18 protein-coding genes are annotated in these 22,605 nt (G+C 64.2%); 17 read left to right on the top strand and 1 reads right to left on the bottom strand.

Annotated elements, in window-relative coordinates; translation table 11 throughout:
• Nucleotides 1-67 precede the first annotated feature (67 nt).
• From murJ to ACYQ2T_RS01950, 8 genes are all read left to right on the top strand, one after another.
• Nucleotides 68-1,402 carry a murein biosynthesis integral membrane protein MurJ gene (gene murJ / locus ACYQ2T_RS01985; RefSeq protein ID WP_459898013.1) on the top strand — a complete coding sequence of 445 codons (1,335 nt, stop codon included), beginning with the start codon at nt 68-70 and terminating at the stop codon, nt 1,400-1,402.
• A complete protein-coding gene (locus ACYQ2T_RS01980) occupies nt 1,399-2,115 on the top strand; it encodes a class I SAM-dependent methyltransferase (RefSeq protein ID WP_459898011.1) in 717 nt (238 codons plus the stop codon). Before murJ ends, ACYQ2T_RS01980 begins: the two co-directional genes overlap by 4 nt.
• A 4-nt stretch (nt 2,116-2,119) precedes the next feature.
• Nucleotides 2,120-4,018 (top strand): asparagine synthase (glutamine-hydrolyzing), encoded by a 1,899-nt coding sequence (gene asnB, locus ACYQ2T_RS01975; RefSeq protein WP_459898009.1) that lies wholly within the window; start codon nt 2,120-2,122, stop codon nt 4,016-4,018.
• Nucleotides 4,018-5,172: a glycosyltransferase gene (locus ACYQ2T_RS01970; RefSeq protein ID WP_459900076.1), complete on the top strand. Its 1,155-nt coding sequence runs from the start codon at nt 4,018-4,020 to the stop codon at nt 5,170-5,172. The genes asnB and ACYQ2T_RS01970 overlap by 1 nt, the downstream gene beginning before the upstream one ends.
• A gap of 135 nt (nt 5,173-5,307) precedes the next feature.
• Nucleotides 5,308-6,153: a Fe-S cluster assembly protein NifU gene (nifU, locus tag ACYQ2T_RS01965; protein WP_404845787.1), complete on the top strand. Its 846-nt coding sequence runs from the start codon at nt 5,308-5,310 to the stop codon at nt 6,151-6,153.
• On the top strand, nt 6,150-7,340 hold the full coding sequence (nifS, locus tag ACYQ2T_RS01960) for a cysteine desulfurase NifS (protein ID WP_459898006.1): 1,191 nt from the start codon (nt 6,150-6,152) through the stop codon (nt 7,338-7,340). The genes nifU and nifS overlap by 4 nt, the downstream gene beginning before the upstream one ends.
• A gap of 124 nt (nt 7,341-7,464) precedes the next feature.
• A complete protein-coding gene (cysK, locus tag ACYQ2T_RS01955) occupies nt 7,465-8,394 on the top strand; it encodes a cysteine synthase A (RefSeq protein ID WP_459898004.1) in 930 nt (309 codons plus the stop codon).
• A gap of 22 nt (nt 8,395-8,416) precedes the next feature.
• Nucleotides 8,417-9,298 (top strand): serine O-acetyltransferase, encoded by an 882-nt coding sequence (locus ACYQ2T_RS01950; protein ID WP_459898003.1) that lies wholly within the window; start codon nt 8,417-8,419, stop codon nt 9,296-9,298.
• A gap of 89 nt (nt 9,299-9,387) precedes the next feature.
• Here ACYQ2T_RS01950 and ACYQ2T_RS01945 read toward each other — a convergent pair whose 3' ends face one another.
• Nucleotides 9,388-11,778 (bottom strand): sensor domain-containing diguanylate cyclase, encoded by a 2,391-nt coding sequence (locus ACYQ2T_RS01945; protein ID WP_459898001.1) that lies wholly within the window; start codon nt 11,776-11,778, stop codon nt 9,388-9,390.
• 375 nt (nt 11,779-12,153) lie between these two features.
• Between ACYQ2T_RS01945 and ACYQ2T_RS01940 the strand changes: the two genes are divergently transcribed.
• From ACYQ2T_RS01940 to ACYQ2T_RS01900, 9 genes are all read left to right on the top strand, one after another.
• Complete coding sequence (locus ACYQ2T_RS01940) at nt 12,154-12,336, top strand: hypothetical protein (protein WP_459897999.1); 183 nt, start codon at nt 12,154-12,156, stop codon at nt 12,334-12,336.
• A gap of 12 nt (nt 12,337-12,348) precedes the next feature.
• Nucleotides 12,349-12,753 (top strand): hypothetical protein, encoded by a 405-nt coding sequence (locus ACYQ2T_RS01935; RefSeq protein WP_459897997.1) that lies wholly within the window; start codon nt 12,349-12,351, stop codon nt 12,751-12,753.
• Between the two features lie 207 nt (nt 12,754-12,960).
• Nucleotides 12,961-13,860 (top strand): DMT family transporter, encoded by a 900-nt coding sequence (locus tag ACYQ2T_RS01930; RefSeq protein WP_459897995.1) that lies wholly within the window; start codon nt 12,961-12,963, stop codon nt 13,858-13,860.
• A gap of 50 nt (nt 13,861-13,910) precedes the next feature.
• On the top strand, nt 13,911-14,882 hold the full coding sequence (locus ACYQ2T_RS01925; RefSeq protein WP_459897993.1) for a deoxyhypusine synthase family protein: 972 nt from the start codon (nt 13,911-13,913) through the stop codon (nt 14,880-14,882).
• 444 nt (nt 14,883-15,326) lie between these two features.
• Entirely contained in the window at nt 15,327-15,692 is a 366-nt protein-coding gene (locus ACYQ2T_RS01920) for an ArsR/SmtB family transcription factor (RefSeq protein ID WP_404845778.1), read from the top strand.
• A 77-nt stretch (nt 15,693-15,769) separates the two neighbouring features.
• Complete coding sequence (locus ACYQ2T_RS01915) at nt 15,770-16,873, top strand: SO_0444 family Cu/Zn efflux transporter (protein ID WP_459897990.1); 1,104 nt, start codon at nt 15,770-15,772, stop codon at nt 16,871-16,873.
• A 607-nt stretch (nt 16,874-17,480) separates the two neighbouring features.
• Entirely contained in the window at nt 17,481-18,746 is a 1,266-nt protein-coding gene (locus ACYQ2T_RS01910; RefSeq protein ID WP_459897989.1) for a metallophosphoesterase family protein, read from the top strand.
• A complete protein-coding gene (locus ACYQ2T_RS01905) occupies nt 18,746-22,246 on the top strand; it encodes an AAA family ATPase (RefSeq protein ID WP_459897987.1) in 3,501 nt (1,166 codons plus the stop codon). The genes ACYQ2T_RS01910 and ACYQ2T_RS01905 overlap by 1 nt, the downstream gene beginning before the upstream one ends.
• An 8-nt stretch (nt 22,247-22,254) precedes the next feature.
• Nucleotides 22,255-22,512: a DUF6899 family protein gene (locus ACYQ2T_RS01900; RefSeq protein ID WP_459897986.1), complete on the top strand. Its 258-nt coding sequence runs from the start codon at nt 22,255-22,257 to the stop codon at nt 22,510-22,512.
• The last annotated feature ends 93 nt before the right edge of the window (nt 22,513-22,605 follow it).

The raw sequence follows: 22,605 nt of genomic DNA, 5'->3' as shown, positions 1-22,605 counted from the left end.
CCCTACGGCTACCTTACACTGATGCGTTCTCCGTCTGCGCCCGGTCTCTGATCAACGGGAGTCCCTTGTGCCGCAATCCCGATCCGCCTTTGCCAGCATTCTCGGCTCCGCGACGCTTATTGCGGCCCTGACCGCCGTGGTCAAACTCGGCGTGCTTGGCCGCGACATCATTGCGGCCCAGCGCTTTGGCACCGGCGAGGCCATGGACGTTTTCTCCATGGCTATGGTGCTTCCGGTTTTTGCCGTGGGCATTCTTGGCGGCTCCTTTGGCTCCGCCGTCATTCCGGCCTACGTACGCACCACCACTCGGCTGGGACGCGATGCAGGCCAAGCTCTTCTTGGCGGCATCAGTCTGCTTGGCGGCGCGGCGCTCCTGACGGCATCAGTGCTGCTGGCTGTGTGCGCGCCCCTGTATGTCCCCCTTCTTGCCGGCGGCTTTGATGCCGCCAAAACAGCGGGCGTCGTCCGCGCCGTTCAGGTGCTGGCGCCATGGGTTTTCCTCAATGGCCTCGTCATGCTTGCCGCCAGCATTCTCAATGCCCAGCAGCGCTTTGCCGCCGCCGCGCTTTCCCCCATTACCACCCCCACAGCCACCATCATGCTGCTGCTTCTGTATCCACAGTGGGGCGTCATGTGCCTTGTGGGCGGACAAGTGGCCGGCGCGGCCTCGGAAATTCTTGTACTGCTCGTTGTCCTGCGCCGCAGGGGGCTGTCCCTGCGGCCCCGGTTAACCTTTCCGCGCGCCCCCTTGGTGGATGCAATTACCCAATACGCCCCCGCCCTTGGCGGCGCGGTACTCATGAGCAGTACGCTTGTGGTGGATAACGCCATGGCCGCCCACCTTCCCGCCGGAAGTGTCGCCACACTCAACTACGCCAACCGTCTCATCCTCCTGCCCATGGGCCTGACGGCCATGGCCCTTGGCAATGCGGCCATCCCCTACCTTGCCCAGCTGGTGGCGGAGGACAAAACCCCCGAAGCCTTTACCGTTGTACGGACCACAGTCCGGCGCATTTTCCTTGGAGCCATTCCGGCGGTCGGCCTGCTCATTCTTGTGGCGGAACCAGCCATCACCATTGTGTTCCAGCGCGGGGCCTTTGCCGTGGACGATGCGCAGGCCGTGGTCCGCGTCTTCTCTCTGGCCGCTCTGCAACTGCCCTTTTACATCGCGTCCATTATGCTCATCCGGTTGATTGCGGCGCTCAGGCGCAATGCCCTCGTTGCCCGCGCCGCGCTCTACAACCTTGTGCTCAATATCATCCTCAACGCCGTGTTCATACGCATTTTTGGCGTTGCAGGCATTGCGCTGTCCACATCATGCGTTTACGCTTTTTCCTTCTGCTATGTCGCCCTTGCCCTGCGGCGCATCGCACGCTCCACCCCACCGGAGGCCGCATCATGAATCAGGAAGCCATCTGGACCTATTTTCAAACCAGCGGCGTCGCCTCCTTCGCGCACAGCCGCACCCAGTTGGAACATCTGGTACGCCTTGCCGCCGCCCATACCCGAAACCTGCCAGCCACTCCCGTCATGCTCAACATCGGCATAGGCAACGCCTACATTGAACGCGCCGCCGCGCAGCGCGGCTGGACCATGAAGGCCCTGGACATCAGCCCGGAAGCCGTCGCGGCACTGGACATACCCGGCGTTGAGGCCCACTGCGGGTCCATCACCGACATGCCCTTTGCCAGCGCAAGCCTTGACGCTGTGTTCTGCTCCGAGGTGCTGGAGCACCTCGGCGACGCCGACCTTGCCGCCGCCATCACAGAGCTCGCCCGCGTCCTCAAGCCGGAAGGACTTCTCCTCGGGACGGTGCCCCACGAGGAAAACCTCGCAGACTCCATCGTAGTCTGCCCCGACTGTGGAGTACGCTTTCACCGCTGGGGCCACCAGCAGAGCTTTACCGTCCAACGCCTGCGGCAGTGCCTGACGCCGCAGTTCCTGCCCCGGCACACGGGGGTACAGTTCTACAGCTCCCGCTACCCGTACGGCCTGCGCAGCATGCTGGTACACTGGGCGCGGACCCTGCTCAGGAAGACTGGCATTGCACACGGCTACGCCAATATTGTGTTCACCGCCCAGCCCGCCCCACACAGCACCGCCAAGGAGCCCTAACCCCATGTGCGGCATTGCAGGATTTTGGACCACAGCGCCAGCCCCCCAGACCACACGGCGCGCCATCGCGAAACGCATGGCGGACGCCCTTGCCCACCGGGGGCCGGACGCCGAGGGGTTCTGGTGCCCCGATGACAGCGGAATCGCCCTCGCCCACCGCAGGCTGTCCATCCTCGACCTGTCGCCGCGTGGGGCCCAGCCCATGCATTCCGCAACGGGCCGCTACGTCATCACCTACAACGGCGAGGTCTACAATCACCACGACCTCCGTGTGGAGCTGGGCCGCCAAGCCCCGGCCTTCAAGGGCACATCGGATACCGAAACCATCCTCGCCGCCATTGAGCACTGGGGGCTGGAAGCCGCCACGTCACGGTTTGTCGGCATGTTCGCCTTTGCCCTGTGGGATACGCAGACCCACACCCTCTCGTTGGTCCGCGACAGGCTCGGCATCAAGCCCGTTGTCTATGGGCTGGCGGGGCAAGCTCTGCTTTTCGGCTCCCAGCTTGCGGCCCTGCGCGCGCACCCGGATTGCGCCGCGTCCATGGACCGCAACGCGCTGACGCTCTACTTCCGCCACAATGCCATCCCGGCCCCATATACCGTCTACGAAGGCATCGCCAAGCAGCGCCCCGGCACCATCCTGACCTTCCGCGCTCCCGATGCACCACCGCAGGAAACCACCTACTGGAGCGCGCGCCGCATCTGGCAACAGGGGGCGCAGAATCCCTTTTCCGGCAGCCTTGATGACGCCGAGGACGAACTGGACGCGCTGCTTTCCAATGCCGTAGCCTGCCGCCTCCTCTCGGATGTTCCCCTTGGGGCGTTTTTGTCGGGCGGCATCGACTCCTCTACCGTGGCCGCACTGATGCAAAAGGCCAGTTCCACCCCGGTGCAAACCTTTTCCATCGGCTTCTCAGAGGCCGCCTACAACGAAGCGCCCTACGCCGCAGCCATCGCCCGCCACCTCGGCACCGCCCATACCGAGGCCATTCTCACGCCACAGGACATGCTCCGGGCCATACCGGAACTCCCCCGGCATTGGGACGAGCCCTTTGCGGACTCCTCGCAACTGCCCACCCTCCTCGTAAACCGCATGGCGCGGCAGCATGTGACGGTGTGCCTCTCCGGCGACGGCGGCGACGAACTCTTTAACGGCTATTCCCGCTATTTTTGGACCCACCGTTTGTGGTCCATGCTCCGCAGGATACCGCGCCCCGTCCGCGCTGCGCTGCCGTCGCTGGCGCGCCTGCTTCCGCCCCGTGCGTGGAACGTCCTCGGGCCGCGCGGCCAACGCCTGCGCTGGCGGCTGGACGGGCTGGCCTCGCCAAACCATGCCGCGCTGTACCGCTTTCTTGTGTCGCACTTCAAACATCCAGACCGCCTTGTCCTTGGCGGCACGGAACCACAGCCCCCAGCACCGCCGGAGGACGACGACCTGTGGCGGGCCATGAGCCTGACGGACATTGAAGGCTACCTCCATGACGACATCCTGACCAAAGTGGACCGCGCCTCCATGGCCGTCGCCCTTGAAGCACGGGTTCCCATCCTTGACCACCGGGTCATGGAATTCGCCGCCCGCCTGCCCACGGCGCACAAGATTCAAGGCGGCGCCGGAAAGCACGTGCTGCGCCGCGTCCTGCACCGTTATGTTCCGCCCCGCCTTGTGGAGCGCCCCAAGATGGGCTTTGCCGTGCCCATCGAACACTGGCTGCGCACGGACCTGCGCGACTGGTGCGAGAGCCTGCTTGACGAAAACCGCCTGCGGCAGGACGGCTACCTTGATGTGGCCACGGTGCGCCGCATGTGGACCGAGTACCGCGACGGCGAGTCCAACTGGTACTACTACCTCTGGGACGTCCTCATGTTTCAGGCGTGGCTTGATGCGTGGAAGCGGGGGACGTGATGCGCATCCTTTTCCTTGCCCGTTCACTGGAAACTGGCGGCGCGGAGCGCCAAATCGTGTGCCTTGCCAACGGCCTTGCCGCACTTGGGCATGATGTGGGCATTGCGGTTTTTTACTCGGGCGGAGGGTTTGAAGAAGACCTGCGCGGCGTCTCCCTCTTGCCACTAGGCAAGACCGGGCGCTGGGACCTGTTCAGCTTCCTCATACGCCTTCGCAGCGCGGTCCGCGGCTTCGCCCCGGACGTGCTGTACAGCTTCATGACGCCGCCCAATATCCTTAGCGTGCTTTGTCCCGTCTCGTGCCGGGTGTGGGGGGTGCGAGCCTCTGACATGGATTTGTCCCAATACGACTGGATGCACGCGGCCTCCCACTTCATTGAGGCGCGCCTTTCCCGTTTTGCCTCCTGTATCATCGCCAACTCCCATGCCGGGGCCGCTGTGGCCCGCCAGCGGGGCATGCCCGCAGGCGCACTGTGCGTTGTCCAAAACGGCATAGATACTGACGCATTCTCGCCAAAGGCTTCCTCCCCGCACGAAACCGCCCAGCGCCGCCATGCTTGGGGGGCCGACAATGGCGCCCCAGTCATCGCCCTTGTCGGCCGCATCGACCCTATGAAGGATCACGCCACGTTCCTCCGCGCCGCGGCAAAGCTCGTCTCTGGCGTACCCAATCTGCGCGTGGTCATCGTCGGGGACGGGGACAACGCCCTGCGCACACGGCTGACGGAGCAGGCCGCCGCCCTCGGCCTCACGCAGCACATCGTCTGGCACGGCCCAGAGCACGACATGCCGCGCCTCTACCCCGCCCTTGATGTGCTGTGCCTCACCTCGGCGAGTGAAGGATTTCCTAATGTTGTGGGTGAAGCCATGGCCTGCGGCGTTCCCTGCGTGGTGACCGACGTTGGCGACGCCGCCCATGTTGTCGGGGAAGCCGGACGGGTGGTCCCACCCGAAAACCCAGCGGCCATCGCCGCCGCCGTCCACGCCCTGCTCAACCTGCCTCGTGATGAACGCCGCCGCCTCGGGCACGCCGCCAGACAGCGCATCATCGACGTCTTTTCCGTCAAGGCCATGCTCACCACAACCCAAACGCACCTCCGCCGCGCCAAAGACACGTGCGGAGCGCGCTCAAAACAGGTACATTCCCGCTCATGACGGGCACTGCGGAACCAATTTCTGAAAATTTGACATGCATCACTTCCCTCTGGAAGAATTCGGACTTATACTCTCAACAATGCTTCAGCCCGGAGAGGAATAAACCGGCCGGGCGAAACGCCAGGAGGCAATCCCATGTGGGAATATACCGATAAAGTGAAGGAATTTTTTCTGGAGCCGAAGAACGTCGGTGCCCTTGAGGACGCCAACGCCATCGGCGAGGTAGGCAGCCTTGCCTGCGGCGACGCGCTCAAGCTCTTCCTCAAGATTGACGACAACGGCGTCATCACGGACGCCACGTTCCAGACGTTTGGCTGCGCCAGCGCCATTGCCTCCAGCTCCGCCCTCACGGAACTGCTCAAGGGCAAGACCGTGGACGAGGCACAGTCCATCACCAACAAGGACATCGCAGAATTCCTTGGCGGCCTGCCGAAGGAAAAGATGCACTGCTCCGTCATGGGGCAGGAAGCGCTGGAAGCCGCCATTAAGAACTTCCGCGGTGAAAAGGTCGAAAAGGTCGAGCTGGAAGGCGAGTTGGTCTGCCACTGCTTCGGCGTTACGGACGAAGCCATCCGCCGCGCCATCCGCGAAAACGACCTCAAAACCGTTGAAGAAATCACCAACTTCACCAAGGCCGGTGGCGGCTGCGGCGACTGTGTCCCCCAGCTGGAAGAACTGCTGCACGAAGTGCGCGGCGAAAAGGCACCCGCCCCTGCCGCCACTGAGGACGCAAAGCCCCTCAGCAACATCCAGCGCATGCAGCTGGTCATGAAGGCCGTTGACGAAGAAATCCGCCCCCGCCTGCAACAGGACGGCGGCGATATAGAACTTGTGGACATCACCGGCACCGTGGTTCAGGTGGCCCTGCGCGGCTCCTGCACCAACTGCCCCTCCAGCCAGCTGACGCTGACGGACTTCGTCCAGAAAACCCTCCGCGATCAGGTGGATCCTGAAATCGTGGTCAAGGAGGTCTCCGCATGAGCCAGCGCGCCATCTACCTCGACAACAACGCCACCACGCAGGTCGCGCCGGAAGTCCTTGACGAGATGATGCCCTATTTCTCCGAGCTGTACGGCAACCCGTCCTCCATGCACACCTTTGGCGGACAGGTTGGCGCCAAGCTTGATGAAGCCCGCCAGCGCGTGGCCACAGGCCTTGGCTGCGAGCCGGGAGAAATCATCTTCACCGCATGCGGCACAGAAGGCGACAACACCGCCATCCACTCCGCCCTTGCCGCCCAGCCGGACAAGCGCCACATCATCACCACCAAGGTGGAGCACCCCGCCGTGCTCAATGTGGTGCAAAAGCTGGAAAAGAAAGGCTACGACGTCACCTACCTGGGCGTGGACGAAAAGGGCAATCTGGACCTTGAGGAACTCAGGGCCAGCCTGCGCCCGGACACGGCCCTCGTCTCCGTGATGTACGCCAATAACGAAGTGGGGAACATCTTCCCCATCCCGGAGATTGCCCGCATCGTCAAAGAGCACGGCGCGCTCATGCATACCGACGCCGTGCAGGCCGTGGGCAAGGTGGACATTGACCTGAAGACCCTGCCCGTGGACTTTTTGGTGCTCTCCGGCCACAAGCTGCACGCGCCCAAGGGCGTTGGCGCCCTGTACGTCCGCCGCGGCACCCCCTTCCGCCCCTTTATGCTGGGCGGGCATCAGGAACGCGGCCGCCGCGCCGGTACGGAAAACACCGCAGGCATCATCGCCCTTGGCAAGGCCGTCGAACTGGCGACCCAGCACATTGAGGAAGAAAACACCACGGTGAAAGCCCTGCGGGACAATCTGGAACAGGGCCTGCTGAGCGCCATAGACGACGCCCGCATCAACGGCGATCCGGATAACCGCCTGCCCAACACCACCAACATCTCCTTCAAGTACGTTGAGGGCGAGGCCATCCTGCTGCTTATGGACCGCCTGCACATCTGCGCCAGCTCCGGCTCGGCCTGCACATCCGGCAGCCTTGAGCCGTCGCACGTGCTGCGCGCCATGGGCGTGCCCTTTACCTTTGCCCATGGGTCCATCCGCTTCTCCCTGTCGCGCTACACCACGCAGGAGGATGTGGACCTTGTGGTCAAGGAAATGCCCGCCATCATCACGCGCCTACGCGAGATTAGCCCCTTCCGCGGCGACGACTCCGAGCTGCCGCCCTGTACCTGTTGATATGCCCTTCCGGCCCGGAAGCGCCCCGCGGCGTTTCCGGGCCATATTTCCATCCCGGACAATACCATCTTTCGGAGGCCGCACCCCGGCCCCCGCAACCGCCGACCAAAGGACACATCCGGCCATGAACATTGCTAGGGACATGACGGAACTTGTGGGCAAGACGCCTCTGGTGTACCTGAATGCAGTGACACAGGGCTGCGCCGCAACCGTTGCCGCCAAATTGGAATTTTTCAACCCCTGCGGCTCCGTCAAGGACCGCGTGGGGGTGAACATGCTTCTCACCGCCGAGCAGCAGGGCATCTTGAAGCCCGGCGCAACAGTGGTGGAACCCACCAGCGGCAACACCGGCATCGGCCTTGCCCTGATGTGCGCCGTACGCGGCTATCGCCTCATCCTGACCATGCCCGAAAGCATGAGCATAGAGCGGCGCAAGCTGCTTGCCGGATTTGGCGCGGAAATCCGCCTGACTCCGGCTGCGGAGGGAATGTCCGGCTCCATCGCCACAGCCCAGCGCATTGTGGACGAAACGCCCGGCGCGTTCATGCCCCTGCAGTTCGACAATCCGGCCAACCCCGCCATCCACTCCTGCACCACCGCCCATGAAATATGGGACGACACCGACGGCGGCGTGGATATCTTTGTTGCCGGGGTCGGCACAGGCGGCACCCTCAGCGGCGTTGCCAAAACGCTGAAGGGCGAAAAGCCCGGCGTAAAAATCGTGGCAGTGGAGCCTGCCGAATCCCCGGTGATCTCGGGCGGAGCGTCCGGTCCGCACGGTATTCAGGGCATTGGCGCAGGCTTCATCCCCAAGAACCTTGACGTGAGCCTTGTGGACGAGGTGACGCCCGTGCCCACGGACGACGCCCTCGCCATGGCGCGCCGCCTGATGCGCGAAGAAGGCATCATGTGCGGCATCTCCGCCGGTGCGGCAGTGCACGCCGCCGTGGAGCAGGCAAAACGCCCCGAAAACGCAGGCAAGCTCATCGTCACAATCATCCCCGATACCGGCGAACGGTATCTGAGCACGCCCCTGTTCACTCAGGATAAGTAGCAGGGCTAAAGAGAGGAATCACATGGGTTTCATGGACGACGTCATCGACAGACTGTGCGAGCCGGGTTCCTACGAATCCGTCTACCACAGCCCCAAACGGCACGCGCCCATGCCCTCGGTGGAGGTTCTCACCGAGGTCGTGAGTCGGCTGCGCGCCGTGCTGTTTCCCGGCTACTTCGGCCACTCCGAAGTGGAAGCCGAGAGCATGCGCTATCACATCGGCACCAACCTCGATAAAATCCGCCGCCTGCTCACGGACCAGATTAACCGTGGCAAGTGTTTTGTCTGTGTGGCGGAGAACCGCGACTGTACCAAGTGCGAGGATGAAGCCGAGGAGACCTGTCGAGCGTTCATCGAATCCCTGCCCGAACTGCGCCGCCTGCTGGTGACGGACGTCATGGCCGCCTATGAGGGCGACCCCGCAGCCGTTGGCCCCGGCGAGACGATTTTCTGCTACCCCAGCATTCTCGCCGTCACCAACTACCGCATTGCCAACCGGCTGCACACGCTGGGCGTGCCGCTCATTCCGCGCATCATCACGGAAATGGCGCACTCCGCCACCGGTATAGACATCCACCCCGGCGCAACCATTGGCGAGCATTTCTTCATCGACCACGGCACAGGCACCGTCATTGGCGAAACCTGTGTCATCGGCCGCAAGGTGCGCCTGTATCAGGGCGTCACCCTCGGCGCAAAGAGCTTCCCCAAGGGCGACGACGGCAAGCTCATCAAAGGCATCCCCCGTCACCCCGTGGTGGAGGATGGCGTTGTGGTCTACTCCGGCGCCACTATTCTTGGTCGCGTCACTATTGGCGAGGGCGCGGTCATTGGTGGTAATGTCTGGCTTACCCGCGACGTCCCAGCCGGAACGCGCGTCCTGCAGACCCCGGCGGGCGAAGAATAGCCCCAAGCCCCCTTACGCAAACGACAAACGGGCCGGATGCCATGGCATCCGGCCCGTTTTTTATGGGTTGTACAGCGCGTGGTGGCGGATTAGGACTCGCCGCGTTCGCCCTCCGGCGCATCATCCCCATTCTTTGAATCCTCTTTACGCTCGTCCTCAGCGGCTGCGCTGTCCGGTGGCGTGCGGTCCGCCTTGTCGACGGAATCCGGCGCTGCGCCGTCCTGCGCGGCGCGCTGCGTGCGCCCGCCTTCGCCGTTGGCCACGGCGGTGACGGGCTTAGCCAACTGGACCTGATTCCGTCCGCCCTCCTTGGCCGCATACAGCGCCGCGTCCGACGTGGCGATAAGCGTTTCCGTACTGGTGGCGTAGGCGGGATACTCGCTGACGCCAAGGGAGATGGTCACGGTGAGCTTTTCCTCGCCGTGGCGCACGGCCATACGCTCGGCCACGGTCGTGCGCAATTCCTCGGCGCGGCGGTAGGCGTCATCGGCGGCGGCGCCGGGCAGAATAAGCACAAATTCCTCCCCGCCAAAGCGGCAGGCAATGTCCTCATGGCGGCTGAACAGGCGCAGGGTTTCGCCGAGTTTGCGCAACACCTCATCGCCCAGTTCATGCCCGTAGGTGTCGTTGAAATTCTTAAAGTGGTCCACGTCCAGCATAATAACGCTCAGCGGCTGCTCATGGCGCTGGGCACGGCTAAACTCGCGTGCAAGGGATTCTTCCATGTGGCGGCGGTTGTACAGGCCGGTAAGCTGGTCGCGGATGGACTGCTCGCGCAGGGATTCGCGCAGGCGCAGGTTGGAAAGGGTGAGCGCCACGTGTTCGGAAATAGCCACAAGGTGCTGCTCCATGCCCGTGGCGTAGCGGTGCAATCGCTCCGGCTCCATGGAGGTGGTGTCAAAGGCAAAGCGCGAGGTCAGCAGACCAGTGACCTTGCCATGGGCAATAAGGGGCACACAGATGAATCCCGTCTCCGGCTCGTTGGCAAAGTGCGGACACACCGGGCCTTCACCCGGACGCTCCACCACATGCACCTGCCCGCGCCGAAGCGCCCAGCATCCCTCACGGGAAAAGAGCGGACGGCTGCACTGGTCCCCGCCCCATGACGCCACACACTCCAGCAGGCTAGATTCATCGTCATAGATATTCAAGGACCCTGCCGTGCCGGGAAGCAGGCTGGAAGCGTTGGACGCCACAATGCGGTAGATTTCCTTCTCCGTACGGCAGGCCTGCAGAAAGTCCACCATGGTATTGATGCGCACCGTGGCCCGGTTGCGCCGCTCAAGGCGCTCCACGGCGTTATTCAAATCGCGGTTGATGGCCGAGAGCTTGGTGTTGGCAAGGGCGCTCAGGCGCGTTGCCCGCGCCACAATCCACGATCCACCAAACACCAGCAGCATCAGCACGCCATACATCATGCCGTACAGCCGCCGTGAGGACGCCTGCTCCTTGTGCAGGGTCTGCGGCGTAATGTGCGAAAGAATGGTCCAACGGTAGGGGACCTCTCCCACGCCCAGCGCGCGCACACGGGCCGTGCGCATAACGCGGCGGGCCTCCTGCTCCACCACTGAGAGCGGATGGATAATGCCATAACTCGTGATGCCGCTGTGGGTATGGAACTGCCCCACCTCGCTCCCGGTCAACAGGCGTTCCCACAGTGCCGGGTATTCCTTGGCAAAGGTCATGGAGCGCTTGTTCTCAAACATGAAGCCCCATTCCTTGCTGGGCGAGGGAGCAAGCATCCAGTAGCCCTGCGCATTGAGCATCATCAAATCGCCCGGAGAGTTCACGTGTTGGCGCTTGAGTTCGTTGAGCATCTGCCGCCCCTCAAAATTCAGCACCAAGAACCCAAGGCGCGTGCCCTCGGCATTATGCACCGGGGCCACAATGCGGAGCATGGGCTTGTACGGCAGTTCCAGAGTGCCCTGCTCCACGTTGAGGTCAAAGGGCGAAACAAACAGCTCGTTGCGGCGAAGGGGCACCGCGTGCTTAAAGTAGTACCGCTCGCCCTTCCTTTGCAGCTGCGCCTCGGGGACGATGTGCGCCGCGCCCATGTCATACTGCACGCGCAGGCGTTCGTCCCCGTTGGTATCCAAAAAGCGAATCTGATCATACCGCCCGCGCACCACGGCAAAGCTCTTGAGCATGGCATGCAGGGAGGACGTTTCACTTTCGCCATATTTTTCGGAAAAGATGACGGGCAGGGCGTCCTTCTCCACAGTGGCAAACACCCCGCGCAGAAAGACAAGGTCGGACACCACGTCGCGCAGGTCGCGCACCACGTCGACACGCTCCATGGCCATACGGTTTTCTTCCATGGCCTTGAGGGACTCGGTAATGCGCTCGGCGTCCTTGACATACAGCAGGATGGAACCCGCCGTCAGAATAACGGCCAGCGGCAAAAAAACGCGCAGAAAATGCCACGCAATGGGGGCGAGGCGTCGCAACAACGGCTCCTGCTGGACAGGTGCTTGGGCCATGAACTCTCCCGGATGTATCGTGCAGGGGTGCTGGTTCCACCAGCTGTATTTTATCCACAATGTGTGTATTGGGCCCGAAAGTCAACGTTTGCCGTGCGGCAACAGTTTTCAGCCCTTTCGGGACGTTATTCCGACAGAACTGCTAGAGGATTCCGCCCTCCACCCTCCATATGCAAAACAGTCCCCCGTCTCCTTGCCCGGGCACGAGCGGCGCGCCGCAGTCCGCCCCCGCCTCTGCATGCCATACAAGACGGCGCAGCTGTCAAGAAAGCCGCGCTTTCTCTTTGCACCAGTGCATACTTGATGCTAATCTTGTCTTGTTATCCACCCTCAGCATGTTCGCCTCTTCACGCAGGCGGCGCAGGAGCACAGTTCATGGCGGCTGGCGACAGAAAGCAACTCACCCTCCGCATCCCTGCAGAAACACACAAAAAACTGCGCATCCTTGCCGCCGTTCATGACACAACCATGACCGAATACTTCATTACCCTTGTGGATGACGCCTACGAGCGCGAAAACCGCCACAAAGGACCAGTGCAGCTCAAGCTGCCAACCTAAAAGGAGGCACACATGAAGGGCAAAACCACACGCGCCGCATCCGACAGGCCCACGGCCCGGCCCACCATCACGCTGGAAAGCGACACCGGCCCGGCCATCACCTTCCCCGGCATCCAGTACGCCGCCACATCGTTTTTTGAGGACGACGCCGTCACCCTGACCCGCCAGCACCTCTACCGCGCGGCATGCGGCGACCACGCCATCGCCATCACCTCCATCAACGAATCCTGCCGCCAGCGCCGCGCCTACCGCATTGGGCACACAGACGAAGAATGCACCCTCTCCGACGGTGAGATTACCATTACCATGCCCACGTCACTGCTAAACGTTCTGGTGGACGCGCTGTGCGGCATTGATCATGAACAGCAGCGCGCCGCATGCGGCGACTCCAACACCGAGGAGGCCCCGGCCCTGTAGCGTCCCCGCTCTCGCATGCGCCCCGCCGCCCCTGCGGCCCCTTCTTTTCCCCGTGCCACCGCGGGGCAAGGGCGCAGCACGCCGCACTGCACGCCGCAGTGGCGCATGAGCCACGCAGGTTCTCTTCATCTCCTACGCCACACGGCAGACATGCGCCCTGCGCTATCCATTGCGCTTGAGCACAAAGCGCGATATTGCGTTACGGCTATGCACACACGAACTCTCCGCGCGAACATACTTCTTCTTTTGACTGCGGCCATTTGGGGGTCCGGATTCGTTGCCCAGCGCTCCGGCATGGACTACGTCGGCCCCATGACCTTCAACGCCTTCCGCTTTGCCCTTGGGGCGCTGTCCCTTGTGCCGCTGGTCATCTGGCATCACCAGCGCGGCGTTGCCGCCATCAGTCCCGGCGTTTCCCGCCGCTTCGCCCTGCTTGGCCCCTGCATTGCCGGTGCGGCGCTGTTTGGCGGCGTGTCACTGCAACAAATCGGCCTCATGTACACCACGGCGGCCAAGGCCGGCTTTATTACCGGCCTGTATGTGGTGATTGTGCCGTTCATCGGCCTCATCCTGCGCCAGCGCCCCGGCGTCGGCGGCTTTGTGGGCACCTTTTTCGCGGCCATCGGGCTGTATCTGCTCTCCGTCACCAAAGACTTTACCCTTGCGCCGGGCGACGCCTTCGTCATCGCGGGCGCGGTCATCTGGGCCTGCCATGTGCATGTGCTGAGTTGGCTCTCGCCCAAGCTGGACGGCGTGCGCCTCGCCTTTGGGCAGTTTAGCGTGGTGTCGCTCTTGTGCTTTGTCTGCGCCTTCATCTTTGAGGACATCACCGTCGCCAGCCTCAGCGCGGGGTGGCTGCCTATCGTCTACGGCGGCATTATGCCCGTGGGCGTCGCCTTTACCCTGCAGGTCATCGCCCAAAAGGACGCCCCGGCCACCCACGCGGCCATCATCCTCAGCATGGAGGCCCTGTTCGCCGCCATCGGCGGTTGGCTCATCCTTGATGAGACGCTGACGCCGCGCGGCATGGTTGGCTGCGCGCTGATGCTCACCGGCATGCTTACGGCCCAGCTGTGGCCGGACAAAAAAGCCGCCGCAACCGCGTAACCTTTCCGGCGCCCCGCGCCACCTCAGCCTTAACCAAGGAGCCTTGCAGAATGACGGCCATAAGCTCGTTCATGGAACAGCACTTCAAACACTTCAACGCCCGCGAAACGCTGGACGCCGCCAAGGCATGGCGCGAGCTGCTTGACGGTGGGGGAAAGATGTTCCTGTCCATGGGCGGCGCCATGAGCACCGCCGAACTGGGCATCTCCCTTGCTGAAATGATCCGCGCGGGCAAAGTCCATGGCATCTGCTGCACCGGCGCGAACCTTGAGGAAGACGTCTTCAACCTGCTCTCCAACCGGGACTATGAAATCCTGCCCAACTACCGCGACCTGACCCCGCAGCAGGAAGAAGACCTGCGCGACAGGGGCATGAACCGCGTAACGGATACCTGCATTCCCGAAACCATCATGGTGCACATTGAGCACGAACTAAACGACGTCTGGGCCGAAGCCGCCGCCTCTGGCGCGGCGCGCTTTCCCTACGAATACCTCTACGAGGTGCTGGATACCCCCGGCCTTGAGGAGCACTTCCACATCCCGCGCGAGCATTCGTGGCTTTTGGCCGCCAAGGAGATGGGCATCCCCATCTACACCCCGGGCTGGGAGGACTCCACCCTCGGCAATGTGTACTGCGCCAACGTCATGCGCGGGGTCATCCCCAATCATGGCGCCATCAAGACCGGCACCCAGCAGCTGGAGCATTTGGCCTGCTGGTACCGTGAGCAGGCGCAGGCGGGCACCCCGGTGGGCTTCTTCCAGATTGGCGGCGGCATCTCCGGCGATTTCAGCATCTGCGTGGTGCCCATGCTGATACAGGACTGCTACGAGGACGACACCCCCTTCTGGGCCTACTTCTGCCAGATTGGCGACTCCACCACGTCCTACGGCTCCTACTCCGGCGCGCCGCCGAACGAAAAAATCACCTGGCACAAGCTGGCTCCGGATACCCCGCGCTTCATGATCAATTCCGACGCCACCATCGTTGCGCCGCTCATCTTCATGTACGTCCTCGGCAACTAAACGCCCAGTCCACGGCCCGGCATATGCCGGGCCGTTTTGCGTACCGGGAAGAGGCGGCAGGCCCCCGCATGCCAAGCCCCGCGCCGCATTTGTGCAGAGACGCGCGTCGTCCTCCCGCCCCAGCGGCGCCTCCCTTCCACACCCGCCCGGCAGGCAGCTTCACCTCTCATTTGACCTCTCGGGCACGCTCCGCGCGCCCCGTGTCTGCCCTGCCACATTCCCGTCCCCGCACCGCGTTGTCACCTGTCTCTGCGCCGCCCTTTCCTGCGGCGTCGCCCCTCCCCCCTCACTCCACACGTTGCCGTCAAAAAAATCCTCCATTGCTTTCAGGGACTTTTCCGCCACCGCGCCCACCCCCCCCCACGCCGGGGTTGACGGCGCGCGCTGTGGTCATTATTGAACAATTAAACATATGAACAACTGCTCATATATTCAGGAGACCATATGACACCCACAACCTGCGAAGTGCACTGCGAACACGACGACGCCATCGCCCGCGTTGGCCAGCGGATGCTTGACGACTCCACCGTTACCGGGCTGGCAGACATCTTCAAGGTGCTCGGCGACCCCACACGCGTGCGCATCCTGCACGCGCTTTCCGTTGAGGAGCTGTGCGTGTGCGATATCGCCGCGCTGCTCTCCATGTCCTCGTCCGCCGTCTCCCACCAGCTGCGTCTGCTGCGTCAGGCCAAACTGGTGCGGAACCGCAAGGTCGGCAAATCCGTCTTCTATGCCCTTGATGACGACCATGTGCGCCTGCTCATGGGGCAAGGTCTTGCCCACGTGCTTGAGGACCGCAGCGCCACCTAGCGTGGTCCGGCCAGCGCACGCCACACTCCAACGCCCTGCCGGGTCGCGCACATTCGCCCCGGCATACAGGAGACGATATGAACTTTCTCGCCACTTTCGCCAACGAAACGTGGATTGTCCTCAATGAAGCCGCGCCCTTTGTGCTGTTCGGCTTTCTTGTATCCGCCCTCGTCAAGGCCTTGGTGCCCGACGACTTTGTCGCGCGGCACCTTGGGCGCTCGTCGTCCGGGTCCGTGTTCAAGGCCGCACTGCTTGGCATTCCCCTGCCACTGTGCTCCTGCGGCGTCATCCCCACGGCGGCGGGCCTGCGCAAACAGGGCGCTAGCCGCGGCGCAACCACGTCCTTTCTTATCTCCACACCCGAAACCGGGGCGGATTCCATTGCCGTCACATGGGCGCTGCTTGACCCCATCATGACAGTGCTGCGTCCGCTGGCGGCCTTCATCACCGCCACGGTGGCGGGCCTGCTGGTGAATATCCTCCCCGACGAGCCGGAAGCCACCCGCGGGGCGGAGCTGCCCATGGCCTCCTCCTGCGGGTGCAGCGGCGGATGCTGCGAAACGGACTCCGCCAGCGCCCACAAGCCCCCGTTTCTCACCCGCCTCAAGGACGCCCTGCGCTACGCCTTTGGCGAGATGCTCTCGGACATCGGCATGTGGCTGCTTATCGGCGTGCTGGCCGCTGGCTTCATCGGCGCGCTGGTCCCCGCCGGATTCTTTGAAGACTACCTCGGCGGCGAATTCTCCTCCCTTGTCATCATGATGGTTGTGGGCGTGCCGCTGTACGTGTGCGCCACCTCCTCCACCCCCATTGCGGCGTCCATGGCCCTTAAGGGGCTGTCCCCCGGCGCGGCGCTGGTCTTTCTGCTGGCTGGTCCCGCCACCAACACGGCCACCATCGCCGTTGTGGCGCGCATTCTTGGGCGCAAGGCCGTGGCTGTGTACATCGGCGCCATCGCCCTGTGCGCCCTTGGCCTTGGCTGGCTCACCAACCGCCTCTACGCCGCCCTCGGTACGGACATCTCCGCATGGATGAACCGCACGGAAGTGGAATCCGTCACCCCCTTCACCATGGTCTGCGCCATCGCCCTCGTTGTGCTGGTCATCCTCAGCATGAGGCAGAGCGGGCACGACCACGCCCATGACCACGCGCACGACCACGCCAACGACTGCTGCCACTAACTGCCCCCCCTCAAAACCACGCCGCCAGCGCCCAAAATGCCGGGCACTGGCGGCTTTTGAATTTTCTCCCAAAAAAGTGGGGAAATTCATTGTCTGCACAAACACACAGCAACATGCCGCAAGCACTGCACAACACTGCAAAGCGAAACACCGCGCACTGCACAAACGCATTTTTACACTCCAAAAAGCCTTGACTTCCGCGCCACACGTTTTACAGTTGAGTCAACAGGAATTGTCCTGACCCGATACACACAGCACGTGTGTCACCTTAACAGGAGGTAATGTGCGACAAGAGCCCCAGCTCCATACCGGGCGTGCAGAGACGCCCCTGCAGGGAACCTGCCGCGCATGACTATTCCCAAGGGCTGACAGCCAGTGACTGGCCCGGGAGTCTGTCGGATAACCGATACAGCGCATCTGGCGGGTTCTTTTTTTTGCCCTTTTTCCTCCTTTTCCGGCCACTTTGCCGCCGCCCTGCCGCCCTCTGCGGCAGTCCCCCCCCCGCGGCGCACCCAGCCTGTCCGCCCTTGTGGATTCCCCTCCCGATTTCGTGTACCTAACGACCTGACGACAACGACATCACACAAAGCGGGACCACACACACCATATGCTCACGTTTATCCATGCTGCGGACATCCATCTTGATAGTCCGCTCAAAGGCCTTGAACGCTACGACGGCGCGCCCGTGGACGACGTCCGCGGCGCATCGCGGCGCGCGCTGACGTCCCTCGTGGACATCATCATTGATGACAATATCCCCCTCCTCGTCCTTGCCGGAGACGTCTACGACGGCGACTGGAAGGACTTTCAGACCGGGCTGTTCTTCGCCAGCCAGATGACGCGTCTGCGCGAGGCCGGGACCCATGTTGTGCTCATCCGGGGCAACCACGACGCCCAAAACAAAATGACGCGTTCCCTCACGCTGCCCGCCAACGTGCACGTCCTCAGCGCCAACCGGCCCGAGACGGTGCGCTTTGACGACATCGGCGTTGCCGTACACGGCCAGAGTTTTGCCGGGGCCACAGTGACGGAGAACCTTGCCGCAAGCTACCCTCCCCCCGTTCCGGGGCTATACAATATTGGTCTACTGCACACGGCGGTGGCAGGCGTTGACGGCCACGCCAACTACGCCCCCTGCTCGCAGACGGACCTTGCCGCCCATGGCTACGACTATTGGGCGCTCGGCCACGTGCATGACCACAAGGTGCTGGTGGAAACGCCGCCCGTCATCTACAGCGGCGTGCTTCAGGGCCGCAACATCCGCGAAACCGGCCCCAAGGGCTGCGTGCGCGTGGATGTGGACGACAGCGGGCACACCGCCTACCGCTTCATGCCGCTGGACGTCATGCGCTTTGCCCGCGTTGCCGTGGACGCCGCGGACGCGCCGGACACCGCCGCCATCTGCGACCGCTTCCTTGCCGCCATGGAGCGCCACCTTGCCGAGGCCGAGGGACGCCCCCTCGCCATGCGCATTCACCTTTCCGGCCCCTGCGCGGCCCACAGCGCCCTCGCCGCCGACCCGGAAGCCGCGCAGAACCTCCTGCGCACGGCGGCAACGGATGCCAGCGGTGGCTCCGCATGGGTGGAAAAGGTCATCGACGAAACCACCACCCCCATCGACATCGACGCCCTGCGCGACTCCGACACCCCGCAAGGCGACCTTGTACGCTTTTTGGATGAGCTGGAAGTCAGCGGCGAAGCCTTTGCCGAACTGGGCATCGACTTCAAGGACCTGCGCGCCGCCCTCTCCCGCAGCGGCGCAGCGGACATCACCCTGCCGGACCTAGACGACCCCGCCCAGCGCGCCGCACTCCTGCGCGACGTGCGCGAACTTGTGCTGCCGCGCATCAGCGGGGCCGGGGAGGCGTCCTAATGCTGCTTCGCGCCCTGCACCTTGCCGCCTACGGTCCCTTCACCGACGCCACGCTGGACTTTCCTGCCAGGACCGGCGGCCTGCACGTGGTGTTCGGCCCCAACGAAGCGGGCAAAAGCTCCGCCCTGCGCGCGGTGACGAACCTCTTTTACGGCATCCCCCACGCAACGCAGGACAATTTTGTGCATCCCAACAAGGCCCTGCGCATCGGCGCGGAGCTTGTGAACGGCACGGGCGAGAGCATCCGCCTCACCCGCCGCAAGGGCCGCAAGAACACCCTGCAGGACGACAGCGGCGCGCCCATGGACGAGGCCGTCCTCGCGCGCCTGCTCTCCGGCGTGGACCGCGACATGTTCGAGGCGCTCTTTGGCATCAGCCACCAGACCCTCGCCCAGGGCGGGCGCGACATCCTCAGCGCGGGCGGCAGCCTTGGCGAAAGCCTCTTTGCCGCAGGCTCCGGCATCGCCCACCTGCGCGACACCCTCAGCGCCCTTGGCGCGGAGCAGGACGCGCTGTTTAAAGGGCGCGGTAGCAACCCGCGCATCAATAGCGCCCTTGCCACTCTCAAGCAGCACCGGCAGGACGAGCGCGACGCCGCCACCACGCCCGAAGAATTCACGGAACTGGAGCAGGAACTCACCACGCACGAAACCCGCCGCTCCGCCCTGCAACAGACCATTGGCGACCTCACCCGCCGCATGAGCCGCCTGCAGCGTCTTGGGGACGCGCGCCCCGTTGTCAGCCGCCAGCACTCCCTGCGTGAGGAACTCGCCGCCGTAGCAGGCGCCCCCCTGCTGCCTGATGATTTCCCCTCCCGCCGTCACGACGCCCTTGCCGCACTCAGGAGCGCGGACACCCGCACGGCGGACCTCAGCGCGGCCATCGACGCCCTTGAGGCCGACATTTCCGCCCTTGATATTCCGCAGGCGCTCCTTAACGCCACGTCGCGCATAGAGAGCCTGACCCGCACCGAGGAAACCCACCGCAAGGCCCTGACGGACCGTACCGCCCTGACCCGCGAAAGCCGCGAGCACGCGGAACAGGCGGAGCGTCTGCTCCACGCCCTGCGCCCGGACCTCTCCCTTGAGGACGCGGAGACCATCCGCTTGACGGACCACCAGATGGCGGCCATCACCCACGCCGCCAAACAGCTGAACCTCATGCAGGACCGCGAGGACCGCGCCAGCCGCGCCCAGGCGCAGGCCCAGCAAGCCCTCGCCCACCAGCGCGAGGCTCTCGGCGCACTGCCCCAGCCAGCCGACGTCACGGCCCTTGCCAATATTCTTGAACAAACCCGCGCCCACGGCGACCTGCGCAAGCAGTACACCGACGCCTGCACCCGCCTGAGCGCCCTTCAGGAGAAGGCCACCAGCGCCCTGCGCCGTATGGGCCTGCCGGACGCCACACTGGAGACCGCCGAGCAGTTGCCCGTGCCGCCGGTGGAAACCGTCCGCAACATGGAAAAGGAATTCCGCGCCCAACAGGACCGCGAGACAGCCGCGCACACCGCCCTCGACCAAGCCCGCACCGCCCTGCGCGACAGGCTGGCCGAACTGGACCACCTGCGCTCTGGCGGCGAGGTCCCAAGCCGCGACACCCTCACCGCCCTGCGCCAGCACCGCGACGGGGCATGGCAGCTTGTCCGGCAGGCGTGGACCGCCGGGGACGAATCTTTCCGCGACAGCTACCCCACGCCGGACGCCCTTGCCGACGCGTTCCAGTCCGCCATAAACGAAGCCGACAACGCCGCCGACACCCTTTTCCGCGACGCAAAACGCGTCACCCGCACCGACGCCGCGCGCCAAGAAAGTGCCCGCCTTGAAGCCGACATCGCCCACCTTGAAACGGAATCCGCCGCCCTCAGCGACCAGCGCGCCGCGCTAGAGCGCAGCTGGGTCGCCCTGTGGGAGCCTGCAGGCATCACCCCGCACGACCCCGAAGGCATGCTCAGCTGGCTCAAGGACCTGACGGCCCTGCGCACCGTGGACGCCGCAGAAATCCGCGACCAGCGCGGCATTACGGAAAACATCGCCAGCACCGTCTGCGCCTGCCGCGACGATATCCTCGCCTGCCTGCGCGACCTTGGCACCGACCTGCCGCCGGACACCAAGCTCCAGCACGCCGTTGCCGCTGGTGACGATATGGTCCGCGCCGCCGAAGCCGCACGCCGCACGCGCGAGGATGCAGACGCGGAACTCCGCCGCCTTGAGCGCGCCGCCAAGGACGCAGAGGCCGCCCTTGCCGACGCACAGGCCGCCGCCCGCGACGCCCGCGACGCATGGGAGAGCGCTCTTGCGCCCCTCGCCATGCCCAGCGGCGCCAAACCCGACATGGCGGAGACCATCACCGGTACGCTGACCAAGCTCTTCACCACCCTTGATGCCCGCGCCCGCACGGAGCGCCGCATCACGGACATCACTGCCGACTACGACGCCTACGCCAAGGACGTCCGAGCCGCCATCGCCGACCTTGCGCCAGACCTTGAGGGACTCGACGCGCTGGACGCCGTCCCCCGCCTTGGTGACCGCCTTGCCACGGCCGCCGCCGACAACCAGCGCCACATTCTGCTCACCGACCAGCTTCAGGCCAAGCGCGACGAACTCGCCACCGTCACCGCCGCCGCGCAGGAAGCCGCCGCCGTGCTGGAAGCCCTGCGCGCCGAAGCGGGCGTCGCCAGCACCGACGAACTGCCGCAGGCCGAGGAGCGCTCGCGCACCCGCCGCCGCGCCGAAACCGGACTGCGCGAGGCCGAAGAGCAACTGCGCACCTTCCGCGGCGGAGAAGACCCCGAAGCCTTTATCAAGGACGTTCTCGCTACGGATCCCGACGCCGCCGCGGCCGAACTGGCCGAACTGGAACGCCGCAAGGCCGACGCCGAAGCCCAGCGCAGCGAATTGGAACGCGCCATCGGCAGCCTCCAGTCCCGCCGCGAGGCCATGGACGGCACCTCCCGCGCGGCCCGCAGCGCCGAACTCGCGGAGCAGACCCTTGCCGCCATCCAGACGGACGTGGACCGCTACATCCGCCTGCGCCTCGCCCACACGGTGCTCGCCCACGCCATTGAGCGCTACCGCAAGGCGCATCAAACCCCCGTCCTCACCCGCGCCAGCGAACTGTTCTCGCGCCTGACTCTGGAGTCCTTCAGCGGTCTGCAACAGGACATCGACGAGCGCGACACTCCGGTCATCGTGGGCGTTCGAAACGGCGAGGACACCGTCCCCGTCACCGGCATGAGCGACGGCACGCGCGACCAGCTCTACCTGAGCCTGCGCCTTGCCGCGCTGGAACGGTATCTGGACGCCAACGCCCCGCTGCCCTTTGTGGTGGACGATATCCTTGTGCACTTTGACGACGAGCGCTCCGCCGCCACCCTTGGCGTCCTTGCCGAGCTTGCGCGGCGCACGCAGGTCATCTTCTTCACCCACCACGAGCGCCTGTGCGAAATCGCCGCAGACGCCGTGCCACAGGACATTCTCAACACCATCCGCCTCCCGCGGTAGGAGCCGCCATGCCCTACATCACTCAGGACCGACGCGACAGTTTCGACGACGCCCTGCGCACCTTGGCAGACAACGTCACCAGCGAAGGGGAGCTCAACTACTGCATCTACAAGCTGGCAACCCTTGTCGTGGAGCGCACCGGCGAGAGCTATGCCAAGCTGGCCATGTGCTCCAACGCCATGGAGCACGCCAAGCTGGAGTGGTACCGCAAGCGCCTCGCGCCCTATGAGGATGTGAAGATTGCCGAAAACGGCGATATAGAATAAGCCTTTCGCACATATTTCATGACGCACAGCGCGCCGCCCAGCACCCTGCGGCGGCGTCTACGCGCGTCTTCTCTCAGCAACCACACGAGACTG

Source organism: Desulfobaculum senezii (genome assembly GCF_054657395.1).
This window is presented reverse-complemented; position numbering and strand designations above follow the sequence as displayed.